Raw genomic sequence first — 14,075 nt, 5'->3', positions numbered from 1 at the left:
ATGACGCGAGCCGCCGTGAATGCCTCCGCGATCAGGCCGGGGCCATGGCCCGGTGTCCCTGAAACAAGACCTGGCTTCTTTCTTCGGTAACATCGGCAGCCTTGCGGGCGCGCGCATCGGGCCTCCGTGCCTCAGGCCCGGATTCACGTTCCTGGATCCGGCCAGCGCCAGGCCTGCTTCATGTTTTCTGCGGACGCCGTTCGGGGCGACTGCAAACCCCTATCCCATGAGCCAAAACACCCCTCCCTCATTCCTGAGCCGCATCGCGATTGCGATCGGCAGCTTCTTTGCCATCCTGGGCAATGGTCAACTGGCAGGCGGCGTCGTGCGTCTGCGTGGCGGTGAGCCGCTGGCCGCCGACGTTCCGCCGCAGCGTGTGGAAGTGCCGGTGGAAAAAATCATCGAGAAGATCGTCGAAGTCCGCGTGGAAGTACCGGTCGAGAAAATCGTCGAGAAGGTGGTGGAGAAGCCCGTGGAGAAACGGGTCGAGAAGACCGTGGAAGTCGCCACCGACACCGCCGCCCTGCAACTGCTGGGCCTGCTGCAGCGCGAGGCGCGCTTTGTGGACTTTATCCAGGAAGAGGTGGCGCCTTATACCGATGCCGAAATCGGCGCCGCTGCCCGCGTGGTGCACCAAGGCTGCCGCAAGGTGCTGGGCACGCATTTCACGATGTCCCCCGTGCGCACCGAGGCCGAAGGCAGCCGCATCACGCTGCAGGCCGGCTTTGACGCCGCCGCCGTGCGCCTGACGGGCAATGTGGTGGGCCAGGCCCCCTTTACCGGCACCCTGGGCCATCGCGGCTGGCAGGTCAGCGAAGTGAAGCTGCCCCAGCTCACCGATGCCAAGGCTGCTGCAATTCTGGCCCAGGCCGAGGTGGAGCTGTGAGCATGAACCAGCACGCCAAATTCAGCATTGGTATCGACCTGGGCACCACGCACTGTGCCCTGTCTTATGTGGACAAGGCCGCCAGCGATGGCGAGCAGGTGCAGCAGCAGGTGCTGCCCATTCCCCAGCTCGCCGCACCGGCCAGCGTGCAGGCCTTGCCGCTGCTGCCGTCTTTTCTCTATCTGCCGCATGACAGCGAACTGAGCGAGGCCGATCGCACGCTGCCCGGCGCCGCTGCGCAAGACTTCATCACCGGCGAATTCGCCCGCGCACGCGGCGCGGCCACGCCCATTCGCTTGGTCAGCAGTGCCAAGAGCTGGTTGTGCCACCCCGGCGTGGACCGCCGCGCCGGCATTTTGCCGGCCGATGCGCCGCAAGAACTCAGCCGCATCTCGCCGCTCACGGCATCCACCCGCTATCTGCAGCATCTGCGCTGGGCCTGGGAGCAGGCCCATCCCGAGGCGCCGTTTGCCGAGCAGGACATCACCGTCACCATTCCCGCATCGTTCGACCCCGCTGCGCGCGAGCTGACGGCCGAGGCCTGCAAGGCCGCAGGCTTTGCCAACCTTACGCTCCTAGAGGAGCCCCAGGCCGCGCTGTACAGCTGGATCCAGGCCAGCGGCGGCGGCTGGCGCAAGCAGGTCCGCCATGGCGACATCATCCTGGTGGTGGACGTGGGCGGTGGCACCACCGACCTGTCGCTGATTGCCGTGCTGGAGCGTGACGGCAATCTGGAGCTGCAGCGCATTGCCGTGGGCGAGCACATCCTCTTGGGTGGCGACAATATGGACCTGGCCCTGGCCTATGGCGTGGCCCGCAAGCTGGCGCAAGAGGGCAAGCCACTGGATGCCTGGCAGACCCGCGCCCTGGCCCATGGCTGCCGCGCCGCCAAGGAGCAACTGCTGGCCGATGCCACGCTGCAGTCCGTGCCCGTGGTCGTGCCCAGCCGTGGCAGCAAGTTGATTGGCGGCAGCATTCGCACCGAAGTTACGCGCGATGAAGTGCTGGCCATGCTGGTGGAGGGCTTCTTCCCCAAGGTGGCCGTCAGCGACAAGCCCCAAACCCGTGCCCGTGGCGCGCTCACGCAGTTGGGCCTGCCCTATGCCCAGGATGCCGCCGTCACCCGCCATTTGGCCGCATTCCTGACCCGCCAGGTCAACGCCCTGGCCGAGATTGAAGGCGTGCAGGGTGACCAAGTGGAAGGCTCCACCTTTTTGCACCCCACGGCCATTCTGTTCAACGGCGGCGTGCTCAAGGCGCCCCAGATCGAGCAGCGCATTCTGGACGTCATCAACGGCTGGCTGGACGCAGAGGCCTGTGAGCCCGCCCGCCTGCTCGATGGCGCCAATCTGGACCTGGCCGTGGCCCGTGGCGCGGCCTACTTTGGCCATATTGCGGGCTCAGGCCGTGGCATGCGCATACGCGGCGGCACGGCGCAAAGCTACTACGTGGGCGTGGAGAGCAATATGCCCGCCATCCCCGGCATGGAGCCCCCCATCTCGGCCCTGTGCCTGGCACCTTTTGGCATGGAAGAGGGCACGGAAGTGGCCCTGGATGCACAAGCGTTCGGCTTGGTCGTGGGCGAGCCGGTACGCCTGCGCTTTTTTGGTTCCAGCGTGCGCCGCAGCGATGCGGTCGGCACCATGCTGGACTTCTGGGGCCCGGAAGAGCTGGTCGAGCTGCAGGAGATTGAGCTGAACCTGCCCGCCTCCGGCCGCGCTGCCGGTGAGGTGGTGGCCGTGACCTTGGTGGCCCGCGTCACCGATATCGGTACGCTGGAGCTCAATGCCGTGCCCGTGGGTGGCAGCGAGCGTTGGAAAGTGGAGCTGGATGTGCGCGCCGAAGCCGGCGCGGCAGAGCCGCAAGCCCTGACTGTCTGAAAGCCTGAGCCGCAGCTTGGTGCAGGGCGTGCAGCTGCACGGAAGGCTTCAAAACTCGTGCCGCAGGCCCGTGCTCACCGTGCTTGCGTCCTGGCCAAAGGCCACAGCGTTGATGAAGCCGTAGCCGTAGTTCACGTTGGCCTGGTTGCTGAGCCTGGTGTAGATCGCATAGAGCTTGGTGCGCATGCTCAGCTTGTAGTTGCAGCCCAGCATGAGCTGGTGCGCGCGGCTGTCGGCGACCTGGCTCCACGCGCCTGCCATGCCGTAGCCTATGACAAGCTCGGTGGCGCCCAGGGTGTACATGGCGCTCACGCGCGCGTTGTTGCGCTTGCCGCATCCGGCGGCGCCGTTGTTGCAGAAAAAACCTGTCGCATCGTTGGCATGCTGTACATAGGCGCCGATCTGGAACTCGCCGATGGTGTAGTGCACACGCAGACCCCATTCCCTGCTGCCGGCGTTGCGTGAATAGCCGGCGCCCAGCGACACGGCGCCCAGCGCCCAGTCGGCGGAAACCACATGGCTGTTTTTCTGGCTGCCGCCGGGCTCTTTTTCATGTAGCGCAAGCCCGGACTGGATCACCAGGCCGTGCATGGCCGGTGAGGTGTAGGAGATCGCATTGGCGCTGCCCAGGACGACGTAGTAGAGCGCATCGGATACGGCGCCCGTGTCATGGTTGGGCTGGTCCAGAACGCCGTAATCGGCGACGTTCATATAGGAGCTCGCATTGAGCTGCCCCAGGTGCAGCTTGCCGAAGTCGCCGGCCAGATAGACCTCGCTTCTGCGCCCGAAGTCCAGGCCGCCATCGGCCTGCATGCCCGCGCCGTTGTCGGACTGGAATCCGGCCTCCAGGGCAAAGCCCGCTTCCAGGCCATTGCCCAGGGGCTCGCTGCCTCTGACGCCTATGCGGGAGTTGTTGTTGACCATGGCGAGCACGCTGTTGCCGCCCACGGTCTGGCGCTCTATCGAAGTGTTGAGGCGACCGTAGATGGAGAGGCTGCCTTGGGCAAAAAGAGGGCTGCTGCTCGCTGCGGCCAGCGTGGCAATCATCAAACGGGTATTGATACGCATGGTGTGGTTCGGTGTGTGAGCCAACAGGGACAAGGCAAGCGCGCAGGCGCCATCGCGCCTGGCGGCTCGTGGTGTCAGGGCTTTCGGAGATGCGGCAAGCGCCGCGCGTGACGGCTATCTGCTTGCCGACCTGGCCCTGCGCACGGCGAGGACTTCGATCTCCACCAGCAGGGCCGGGTTGGCCAGGGCTGTGACTTCGAAGGCCGAGCGTGCAGGCGCCGGGTGGCGTCCAGTGCCGAGAGCACCGCACTTTCCTGCCAGCCCAGGCCGGACAGGTATTCCCCTGCGAGCACGATGCGGCCGTCCACCTGGGCCAGGCGTATGCGCTCCTGGGGAGTGAGCGAGGTCAGGTAGCAGGCATGCGTGGTCTCGAATGCATAGGCGCCCAGAAGCACGCCGGGGCCGGGGTTCAGGTAGTTGCCCGGGGCGAAGCCCACGGTCTGGGTTGTGCCGTCGAGTTCGGTGAACCGGTCGCCGCCGCGCAGCGTCCAGCAGCGCCCGCCTGCGCGGTCCTGGTATTCGAGTACACGGACCTGGTAGCCCGCATGGCGCAGCTCGATGGCGGCCAGCATGCCGGCCAGGCCGGCGCCCAGAACCACCACGCTGGCGCCGGGCCTGGCCTTTCCCAGCCCGGACAGCGGGCGGTGGACGGATTCGGCGGCATGGCCGAGGCTGGACATGGCCTGATACATGGCCGATCCGCCAGCCATCTGGCCGATCATGGAAAGCAATTGACGTCGGGTGAGCCCGGATTTTTCTGCTGACATAGATACGCTCGCTTTCTCTGAGTCAAGAGATATGCAGACGAAACCAGTCGGCAGCGCATGCGCTAAGCGCGCAGGCTGCTATCCATAGCAGAGTGTGTGGAGGACGCGCACCGGGCGGCCGCATGCAGCAGACCGGTGCGCGGCCCCCAGTCCGGTCAAGCGGTGCCGCCGTCGGCTGTGCTTGCTCGACCGCAGGGCGCGTGCGGTTACCGGTTGACCGACTGGCCGCCGCGCACGGCCATGACCTCGATCTCCACCAGCAGGGCCGGGTTGGCCAGGGCGGCCACCTCCAGCGTGGAGCGCGAGGGCAGATTGGGCTGGGTGGCCGTGCCGAAGAACTGGCTATAGCCCTTCATGAAGCCTGCAAAGTCCATCTTCCCGCCCTTGGCCGGGTCCTTGACGAGAAAGGCCTGCATCTTGACCACGTCGGACATGGAAAGCCCCATGCCTTTGAGCTGGGCGTCGATGGCCTGCAGCACGGAGACGGTCTGCGTCTCGGTGTCACCGTAGGCGGCAATCTCGGTGGGGGACTTGCTTTTGTCCTTGAGCGTGGCGGTCTTGCCCGACAGATAGACCGTGCCGGCGCCGGCTGGCACTTCCACGGCGTTGGCGATGGGGAAGTTGCTGCCGGGGATCTTGTAGCGCACGAGCGCGGGCGCGGCGCCCGTATGGGTGGCGCAGCCGGCCATAGCCAAGGAGGTCAGCAGGCAGGCAAGCAGTAAGGGTGGGCGTAGAGACATGGGTGAAAGCCTTATGGGATGACAAGAAAAAGAATGGACGGAAGGGCCAGGCAGGGCCGGGAGGATCAGGGGCGGAATGCCTGCACGTCGCTGGCGCTGACCGCATCCGTGTAGCGGTTGCCAAAATGGCTGCGCACGTAGTTCACGACCTCGGCCACTTCCTGGTTGCTCAGGCGGCCGCCGAAGCCGGGCATGCCGTGCAGACCGTTCATGACCACGGCCACGGGGTAGGCGGCAGCCGTGAGCTTGGCATTGGCAGCCAGCGCCGGGTAGAAGCCCGCGCCCTGGCTGCCCTGGGCTTTGGGCATGTGGCAGCCCTGGCAGATGGATTGGTAGACCTGCTCGCCGCTGCGCTGGGCGAGCTGTTGCGGCGTGCTGGCAAAGTCGGCCTTGAGGGCTGCGACCTGGGCGGGGCTCAGGGCCAGGACTTCGGCCGCGCTGCCCGTGGCGTGCGTGGAGCCGGGCTTGGCAGCCATGGCGCCGGGGTGAAACAGGCTGCTCAGCAGCAGGCCGCCGAGGGCCAGGCCCCGGGAAACAAAAGTGTGCATGAAGGACTCCGTGAAGATGCAAGAGGGCTGCGTGTCTCAGACGCGGTATCAGGCGCTGAGGGCCTTGGCGTGCAGGCGCTGTATGGCATCCAGCGAGGACAGCACCGCGCCTTCCTGCCAGGCTGGCAGATAGGACAGGTGCTCGCCAGCCAGCACGATGCGGCCATCCACCTGGGCCATGGCCTCGTAGTGCTGTGCGCGCAGCGCATCGCTCCAGGCGCCGAAGCAGCCCTGTATCCAGGGCACGCGGTGCCAGGCCACGGCCACGCCGGTCTTGAACTCCTTGAGGTATTGCGGGTGGATCTGGCTGCCGTATTCCAGCGCCATGCGTATGCGCTCCCTGGGCGTGAGCGAGGCGAAGCGGTAGGAGCCGTTGTCCTCCATGGTGTAGGCGCCCAGAAGCACGGCGGGGCCGGGGCGCATATAGCCGGTGGAGGGGTAGGAGATTTGCCGGATCGGCAGGTCGGTATAGCTGATGCCGCCGTAGATGCGCTCGTCCTCTTCCCAGAAGCGGCGCTTGAACTCCAGGCCGATCTTGTTGGAGCTCGCATAGGGCAGGCTGTCGATGCCGGCACGCATGGCGCTGCCGACCTGGAGCTCCATCTGGCTCAGGATGGAGGCCGGAATCGTGCATACGCACCAGTCGGCGCTGAGCTTGCGCAGGCTGCCCGGGCGGCGTGCATCGCTGTAGTGCACGGTGACGGTGTTTTCGCTTTGCTCCACCTTGCTGACCTTGGCGTGGTACTGGATCAGGGGCCCGAGATCACGCGCCATGGCCTGGGCCAGCATGTCCATGCCGCCCACGGGCTGGAAGATGGTGGTCTGGAACTCCTGCATATTCTCCATGCCGATGTGTTTCCACAGATTCGATTGCAGCAGGGTGTGCAGGTCGATCGGGGTGGAGGCCAGGGCCTGGGGCATCAGCCCCGCGCCCGGCGCGCGTGCAAAGCCGCGGAATTCGCTGCTGTGCAGGCTGGCGATGTAGCGGTAGTCCTTGTCCAGCGCACCCCAGGACTGCAGGCCGGCCAGCAGCTTCTCGCGGTCCTCGGTGGTCACGGCCTCGTCGAGTGCGCCCTGGCGTGTGGCCTTGGACAGCAGCTCGGTCACATGGCCGCGCATATCGCTGCTGATGTGGTGAAAGCGCTGGGGCTTGCCCCCAAAGGCCTGGCTGTGGTGCACATAGGCACTGTGGTTGACCTGGTTGAAGGGCTCCAGCTGCACGCCGTAGCGGCGGTACAAATCCATCATGGCGTGGTGATGGTGTGGCACGCGCCAGGGGCCGGGGTTCAGGTAGTTGCCCTTGGCAAAGCCCACGTCCTGTGTGGTGCCGTCGAGCTCGGTGTAGCGGTCGCCGCCGCGCAGCGTCCAGCAGCGCCCGCCCGCGCGACCCTGGTATTCGAGCACGCTGACCTGGTAGCCGGCATTGCGCAGCTCGACGGCGGCCAGCATGCCGGCCAGGCCGGCGCCCAGAACCACCACGCTGGCGCCGGGCCTGGCGCGACTCAGCCGGGCCGGACCCTGGTAGCCGGATTCGGCCGCATGGCCGAGGCTGGACATGGCCTGGTACAGGGCTGCGCCGCCGGCGGTCTGGCCGATCATGGAAAGAAGTCTTCTTCGTGTCAGAGGTGCTTTTTCTGTGGGCATGAACAAGTCGCTTTTGAAGGTCGGATGGTCGCGCCGCAACAGGGTTGCGAGGTGGCGCGCAAGCCCTTCTTGCAACTGCTGTGCCAGGCTGTGGCAATCGATGCCAGGGCCACGCATGAATGCCGGCCTGCGCCCGCTGGCGCACTGCTGTGGCCAGAGGCGCCGAGGTTGAAAGGCCTTGCTCTTGGGGGCTGGCACCAAGACGGAACAGGGCATGCACTGTTTCGCCCGGGGGCCGGGTTTTGTGAGCCTTCCTGGTGCGCGGGTAGGATTGCCGGTTTGCTTTCTTTGCTTGCGGTCTTCATGGAAACCTCGTCCTCCACCTACGTCATAGGCATAGACCTGGGCACCAGCCACACGGTGGCAGCCTATGCCCCGCTGGGCGGCGGTGCTGCAGACATTGCGCTGCTGCCCATTCCCCAGCGCAGTACGGCGGGCGAGCTGCAGGCCCTGCCGATGCTGGCTTCGGCGCGCTACCAGGCCCTGGCCGGAGAGCTCGGCGAGGCTTGGCGCGAGCCCTGGCCGCCACTGGCCGCTGACGGGCAGGCGCCTGCGGTGATAGGCGGCTGGGCGCGCGACCTCGGGGCGGGCGTGCCGCAGCGGCTGGTCGTGAGTGCCAAGAGCTGGCTGTCGCATGCAGGTGTGGACCGCACGGCGCCGATACTGCCCTGGGGGGCTGGCGAGGAGGTGGGCAGGGTCTCGCCGCTGCTGGCCTCGGCTTCGTATCTGGCCCATGTCAGGGCCGCCTGGGATGCGCTCCACCCCGAGGCGCCGCTGCACGCGCAGATGCTGGTGCTGACCGTGCCCGCCTCGTTCGACGAAGGCGCGCGCGCGCTCACGCTGGAAGCCGCAGCCCTGGCCGGTCTGCCGCAGCCGCATCTGCTGGAAGAGCCCAAGGCCGCCTTTCATGACTGGCTGGTCCTGCAGGGCCGGGACCTGGCCGCGCAGCTTGAGGGCAGCCGGCTGGTGCTGGTGGTGGACGTGGGCGGCGGCACTACCGACCTCACGCTGATCAGGGTAGATCCCGCGCGCGCTGGCGGCCTGCCCCAGCTGACGCGTACGGCCGTGGGCGAGCATCTGATGCTGGGCGGCGACAACATGGACCTGGCCCTGGCTCATGCGCTGGAGCCGCAATTCGCCGATCAGGGCCAGCGCCTGCCGCCCGCGCGCTTTGCCGAGCTGGTGCAGCGCTGCCGCCAGGCCAAGGAGCAATTGCTGGCCGAGGATGCACCGCCGGAAGTCGCAGTGACCTTGCTGGGCTCGGGCTCGCGCCTGCTGGCCCGTACGCGCTCGGCCCCGCTGACGCGCGCCCGGGTGCATGAGATCGTGGTCCAGGGTTTTATGCCGCTCGCAGCCATGGACGAGCTGCCCGCCAGACGCCAGGGCGGCCTGCGCGGCCTGGGCCTGCCTTATCCCGCAGATGCGGCGATCACGCGGCATCTGGCGCGCTTTCTTGCACAGCAGGGCGTGGAGGCCGATGGCGACGCTCTGCCGGGCCTGCCGGACACCGTGCTGCTCAACGGCGGCGTCTTCCACGCGCACGCACTGGCCGCGCAATTGGCCGAGCAGCTCGGCCAGTGGCGCGGCAGCCCCGTGCGCCTGCTGCACAACCCCCATCCCGACTGGGCCGTGGCGCGCGGTGCTGCGGCCCACGGCCTCTCGCGCTGGCAGGAAAGCCAGGCTGCCTCAAAGGCACCGGCCCAGGCGGCTCGCAAAACTGCAGACTCTGGGGCCGACCGGCCAGCGGCCATGGCGGTGCTGCCGCGCATAGGCGGCGGCTCGGCGCGCAGCTACTGGCTGGTGCTGCCGGGCGCGGGCGGCACCCGGCCCCAGGCCATCTGCCTGCTGCCGCGCGGCACCGAGGAGGGCGTGCGCATCACTCTGACGGGCCGGCGTTTTTCGCTCAGGCTGGGCCAGGCCGTGCGCTTTGTACTGCTGGCCGACAGCCGCGCGAATGTGCGCGCCCAGGCCGGGCAGATGGCCGAGATCGACGGCGAGGGCTGGGTCGAACTGCCACCTTTGTCCATGGTCTTGCCCGCACCCGAAGGCCGGCAAGCCTCCCAGGTCGAGGTGCAGTTGCAGGCCTGCATGAGCGAGCTCGGCACGCTGCAGGTGCGCTGCCAGTCGCAGGAGGATGAGGCCCAGACCTGGCTGCTGGCCTTTGCGGTACGCGCTGGCGGCGAGTCCGGTGCTGCAACTGAGGCTGAAAATTCAATAGCTGCTAGCGCTTGTGAAGAGGGCGTTTCAGCCATGAATAATGCTCAAACCCAAGAGGGACGAGCGGTACAAGCTCTGAATTTGATAGAGCACATCTTTGGCAACCAGGCGCGCGAAGTCCAGCCCAAGGAGGTGCGTCAGTTGCGCCAGTCGCTGGAGAAAATCCTCGGCCCGCGCGAAGCCTGGGAGCTGGGCCGGTTGCGCGCCCTGTTCGATGCCTTGCTGGCGCGCGCCAAGCGCCGCAGGCGCACGCCCGAGCACGAGCGCGTATGGCTGAACCTCGCCGGCTGGTGTCTGCGCCCAGGCCTGGGCGCCGAGCTCGATGCCTGGCGCATGGACCAGGTCTGGGCCCTGTATGCGCAAGGCCTGGCGCATGGCAAAGAGGCCGCCAACTGGACCGAGTGGTGGGTCTTCTGGCGCCGCGTGGCCGCAGGCCTGAATGAAGCCCAGCAGATGCAACTGCTGGAAGACGTGGCCGGCCATATGCAAAAGGCCGTGCAGCAGAACACGCGCGGCAAGAGCCGCCATGGCAGCTACGAGGACATGCTGCGCCTGTTTGCGGCCATGGAGGCCGTGCCCTGGCAATACCGCGAGGAAATGGGCCAGTGGATGCTGCAGCGCCTCAAGCGCCCCGATGAAACCCAGCAGACCTGGTGGGCCCTGGGCCGGCTGGCCGCGCGCCAGCCGCTGGCGGCGAATGCCCATCTGGTGATGCCGCCCGACGCGGTGGCGCAATTCCTGAACGCCGCGCTGGAGCAGGACTGGCGCAGGAATGAAACCGCAATGTTCGCGGCCCTGCAGATGGCGCGCATGACCGGTGACCGTGCACGCGATCTGCACTATGAGGTTCGAGCCCGGGTACTGGAAAAAATGCGCATCTCGGGCGCCCCCGAGCGCTGGATCGCCATGGTCGAACAGGTAGTCGAGATGCAGGCCGAAGACCAGAAACGCAGCCTGGGCGATAGCCTGCCGCCGGGGCTGGTGTTGTTGTGAGACCTGTTGACTCACCGGCATAGCGGTTTGAAAACAAAGTAAATCAATAAAAAATTATCGTAAAACGATAATTTTTGCTACAGTCGCGCCATCTTGAACTCCAAAGGATGGATGGTGAAAACACAGGATTCGCTGGCGCGCAACAGCCAGTACATTGCGGCGGCGGCCTTGCTGCTGGTGGTGGCCATGCTGGTGCTGAATGCTGCCAGCTGGTTCTTCCCTGCACTGGGTCAGGTGGAGGGGGGCGCCGGGCTGAGTTTTGCGCTGACCCAGCGCATGGTCGCTATGGCCGGTGTCGATGTGCTGGCCATGCCTTGGTGGCAGTTGTTGGGGGCGGCGCTGATCTCCTGCATTCCGCTGCTGGCCATGGCCTATGGGCTGCTGCAGCTGCGGGCGCTGTTCCGGCAATACGCCGGCGGCAACTACTTTGTGCATTCGGCCTATGGGCATATGGAGCGCCTGGGCCGCGCCCTTGTGGCCTGGGTGGTGCTGGACTTTGTCTGCGAGCCGGTGCTGGGTTTGTGGCTCACCATGCTGGCGCCCGTGGGCCAGCGCATGCTGACGTTGAGCCTGGAGCCGCCGGTGTTTATCGCCCTGTTTCTGGCGGCCTGCGTGATCGCCATCGCCCGGATTCTGCAGCGCGCCTGTGATCTGCATGCCGAAAACCAGCAGTTTGTGTGACGGCAGACCATGGCGATTGAAATTGCACTCGATGTGATGCTGGCCAGGCGCAAGGTCAAGTCCAAGGACCTGGCTGCGGCCATAGGCATCACGGAACAAAACCTCTCCCTGCTCAAGCAGGGCAAGGTCAAGGGCATGCGGCTGGCCACGCTGGATGCGATCTGCCGCCATCTGGATTGCACGCCCGGTGATGTGCTGGTTTATGTGCCGGGCGGTGCCGAGACCGCCGATGGCGAGGAGGGCACACTCTAATCGGCTGCGCTTTTCGCCCCGCCCGCCGTGAGGCCATGGCGTCGGCTTGGAGCAGGGCTGGATAGACTGCCGCATTCATCATCTTGTTGCCAAGGAGTGCACGCATGATCAGTCTGGAGTTTTTGCTGACCTCGCTGGTGGTGGTGCTGATTCCCGGCACCGGTGTGGTCTACACCGTGTCCACGGGCTTGGTACAAGGGCGTAAAGCCAGTCTTTATGCTGCCCTGGGTTGCACGCTGGGCATTGTCCCCCACCTGCTGGCCACGGTGCTGGGCCTGGCGGCGCTGATGCATACCAGCGCCCTGGCATTCCAGTTGCTCAAATATGCGGGCGTGGCCTATCTGTTCTATGTGGCCTGGGCCACCTGGCGTGACAAGTCCGCCTTCGCCGTGGATGGCAGCGTGGCCAGGACATCGGCGCGCAGCCTGGTCATCAAGGCGGTGTTGATGAATGTGCTCAATCCCAAGTTGACCATTTTCTTTCTGGCCTTTTTGCCGCAGTTTGTGCCCCAGGGCGCCAGCCAGCCGCTGCTGCAGCTGTTGCTGCTCAGCGCCGTGTTCATGGGCATGACGTTTGCGGTGTTTGTGGCCTATGGCTGGCTGGCCCATGCGTTTCGCCGCTTGGTCATGGAGTCAAACGCTGTGCAGCAGTGGCTGCGCTATGGCTTTGCCTCGGCCTTTGCAGGGCTGGGCGTCAAGCTGGCATTCACCGAGAAATAGGGCATGCACAAGCAGGAGTGCAGATACTCTTGCCTAGAATCGCTTGATATGACTGTGGGGCTGTTGAAAGCCCTTGCTGCACTTGCGCTGCACTTGCTAGCCGGAGGCATTCCGGCCCTGGTTTTTCATGCCTGCTTCTCCCGCTTTCCACCGTTCCCGCTGGCGGCTCGCGCTGTTGGCCTATCTGGTGCTGGGCAATGGCTTTGATCCGCTGGATCTGCTGGCCTATGGCGTGGGCATTGCGCTGGGGGTCATGGTGGATGGGCTGTGGCAGCGGCGTCAGGGCTGGCTCAAGCGCTGAAATCCAGCACCGTTTGCCCCACTTGCTGCAGTGCCTGCTCCAGCAAGGGCAGGGGCAGCGATGCCAGCGCCAGGCGCAGCGCGTGCGGCGTCTGCGCCGTGGTGGCAAAAGGCTGGGCCGTGGAGGCGGCAATATGCTGCTGCAGCAAGGCCTGGGCCACCTGGTCTGCGCGCACCTCGGGTGGCAGCGGCAGCCACAGAAAGTAGGAGTGGGGGTGGGCCATGCGCGGCAGCTCGGGCAGCAGTGCGCCCAGCACGCGGGTGGCGATCTGCTGGCGCTGGCGGGCATCGGCGCGTTTGCTGGTCTCGAGCTGGGCCACGGTGCCGTCCTCCAGCCAGCCGCAGGCCATGGCCGTCATCACCCCGGGGGTGTTCCAGGTGGTGGCGCGTATGGCGCGCTCCAGGGCGGGCACCCAGGCCGGAGGTGCCGCCACCCAGCCCACACGCAGCCCGGAGGCCACGCTTTTGGACAGGCCCGACACATACAGCGTGCGCTCCGGTGCCAGTGCGGCCAACGGCGGCGGCGCCGGGTCTGCCAGATAGGCATAGGCCGCGTCTTCTATCAAGGTCAAATCATGGCTGCGGGCAATCTCCACCAGCTGTTGGCGCTGCGAAAGCGGGAGCACCCAGCCCAGGGGGTTGTGCAGCGTGGGCTGGGCGTAGATGGCACGCACGCTGCGCTGCTGGCATAGCTGCTGCAGCGTCGCCATATCCGGTCCCTGGGGGGTGCTGGGAATGGGCAGCAGCTCCAGGTGCAGCTGCTGGGCCAGCAGTTTGAAGCCGGGGTAGCTCAGTGCGTCCACGGCCACCACATCGCCGGGTGCCAGCCGCGCCATCAAGGACACGGTCAGCCCATGCTGTGCGCCATCCGTCAACACCACCTGCTCGCCCCCCACCTGCAGGCCGCGGCTGTGCAGATGCTGGGCCACGGCGGCGCGGTCGCGCGGGCGGCCACCATGGGGCTGGTAGCGCAGCAAGGCGTCCAGGTCGCCGGTCAGGGCCAGTTGGCGCAAGGCGGTGCGCAGCAACTCGGCCTGGCCGGGTTGGGTGGGCATGTTGAAGCTCAGGTCCATGCTGCCCGCCGGAGCAGGGGGAATGTCGAGACCATGGCCCGGGGGCAGGGCGGTTTCCTTCACAAAGCTGCCACGCCCGGTTTCGCCGCTGACCAGGCCCATGGCGGCCAGCTCGGCATATACACGGCTGGCCGTGACCAGGGCCAGGCCTTCACGTGCCGCCAGTTGCCGGTGGGTGGGCAAACGGCTGCCAGCGGGCAACTGCCCGCTGCGTATGGCTGCGGCCAGGCGATCGACCACCAACTGGTAGCGGGAGGTGCGGGTGCGTGACATGGTCTTCAGGCTTTTGTATGCATGACAATTTTTT

13 protein-coding genes are annotated in these 14,075 nt (G+C 66.4%); 7 read left to right on the top strand and 6 right to left on the bottom strand.

Annotation, left to right across the window (positions count from 1 at the left end):
- Nucleotides 1-226: 226 nt before the first annotated feature.
- Entirely contained in the window at nt 227-886 is a 660-nt protein-coding gene (locus G486_RS0102725) for a DUF2760 domain-containing protein (protein ID WP_027014150.1), read from the top strand.
- 2 nt (nt 887-888) lie between these two features.
- Complete coding sequence (locus G486_RS0102720) at nt 889-2,766, top strand: Hsp70 family protein (RefSeq protein ID WP_027014149.1); 1,878 nt, start codon at nt 889-891, stop codon at nt 2,764-2,766.
- Nucleotides 2,767-2,814: 48 nt separating this feature from the next.
- On the opposite strand, the gene G486_RS0102715 is transcribed toward G486_RS0102720, so the two are convergent.
- From G486_RS0102715 to G486_RS0102695, 5 genes are all read right to left on the bottom strand, one after another.
- Nucleotides 2,815-3,834: a porin gene (locus tag G486_RS0102715; protein WP_027014148.1), complete on the bottom strand. Its 1,020-nt coding sequence runs from the start codon at nt 3,832-3,834 to the stop codon at nt 2,815-2,817.
- A gap of 74 nt (nt 3,835-3,908) precedes the next feature.
- The gene (locus G486_RS24470; protein ID WP_084454995.1) at nt 3,909-4,601 is read right to left on the bottom strand and encodes an FAD-dependent oxidoreductase; all 693 of its coding nucleotides are present in this window, start codon (nt 4,599-4,601) and stop codon (nt 3,909-3,911) included.
- A 206-nt stretch (nt 4,602-4,807) separates the two neighbouring features.
- Complete coding sequence (locus G486_RS0102705; protein ID WP_027014146.1) at nt 4,808-5,341, bottom strand: RidA family protein; 534 nt, start codon at nt 5,339-5,341, stop codon at nt 4,808-4,810.
- Between the two features lie 65 nt (nt 5,342-5,406).
- The gene (locus G486_RS0102700; RefSeq protein ID WP_084454994.1) at nt 5,407-5,889 is read right to left on the bottom strand and encodes a c-type cytochrome; all 483 of its coding nucleotides are present in this window, start codon (nt 5,887-5,889) and stop codon (nt 5,407-5,409) included.
- 48 nt (nt 5,890-5,937) lie between these two features.
- On the bottom strand, nt 5,938-7,488 hold the full coding sequence (locus G486_RS0102695) for a flavin monoamine oxidase family protein (RefSeq protein ID WP_245587224.1): 1,551 nt from the start codon (nt 7,486-7,488) through the stop codon (nt 5,938-5,940).
- Nucleotides 7,489-7,836: 348 nt separating this feature from the next.
- On the opposite strand from G486_RS0102695, the gene G486_RS0102690 reads away from it, so the two are divergent.
- The 5 genes from G486_RS0102690 (at nt 7,837) to G486_RS23895 (ending at nt 12,696) form a co-directional block, all read left to right on the top strand.
- Nucleotides 7,837-10,743, top strand: coding sequence for an Hsp70 family protein (locus G486_RS0102690; protein WP_027014143.1), 2,907 nt, complete (start codon nt 7,837-7,839; stop codon nt 10,741-10,743).
- A 114-nt stretch (nt 10,744-10,857) separates the two neighbouring features.
- A complete protein-coding gene (locus tag G486_RS0102685; RefSeq protein WP_245587223.1) occupies nt 10,858-11,424 on the top strand; it encodes a DUF2975 domain-containing protein in 567 nt (188 codons plus the stop codon).
- 9 nt (nt 11,425-11,433) lie between these two features.
- The gene (locus G486_RS0102680) at nt 11,434-11,676 is read left to right on the top strand and encodes a helix-turn-helix domain-containing protein (protein ID WP_027014141.1); all 243 of its coding nucleotides are present in this window, start codon (nt 11,434-11,436) and stop codon (nt 11,674-11,676) included.
- A gap of 104 nt (nt 11,677-11,780) precedes the next feature.
- A complete protein-coding gene (locus G486_RS0102675; RefSeq protein WP_027014140.1) occupies nt 11,781-12,395 on the top strand; it encodes a LysE family translocator in 615 nt (204 codons plus the stop codon).
- A 127-nt stretch (nt 12,396-12,522) separates the two neighbouring features.
- On the top strand, nt 12,523-12,696 hold the full coding sequence (locus tag G486_RS23895; protein ID WP_211233745.1) for a hypothetical protein: 174 nt from the start codon (nt 12,523-12,525) through the stop codon (nt 12,694-12,696).
- Here the strand turns inward: G486_RS23895 and G486_RS0102665 are convergent.
- On the bottom strand, nt 12,686-14,041 hold the full coding sequence (locus G486_RS0102665; RefSeq protein WP_027014139.1) for an aminotransferase-like domain-containing protein: 1,356 nt from the start codon (nt 14,039-14,041) through the stop codon (nt 12,686-12,688). The genes G486_RS23895 and G486_RS0102665 overlap by 11 nt on opposite strands.
- Between the last annotated feature and the right edge of the window lie 34 nt (nt 14,042-14,075).

The sequence above is a fragment of the Comamonas composti DSM 21721 genome, from assembly GCF_000429845.1.
Classification (GTDB): Bacteria; Pseudomonadota; Gammaproteobacteria; order Burkholderiales; family Burkholderiaceae_C; genus Comamonas; species Comamonas composti.
Note: the sequence above shows the minus strand (reverse complement) of the source record. Positions and strands in the feature narration are given on the sequence as shown.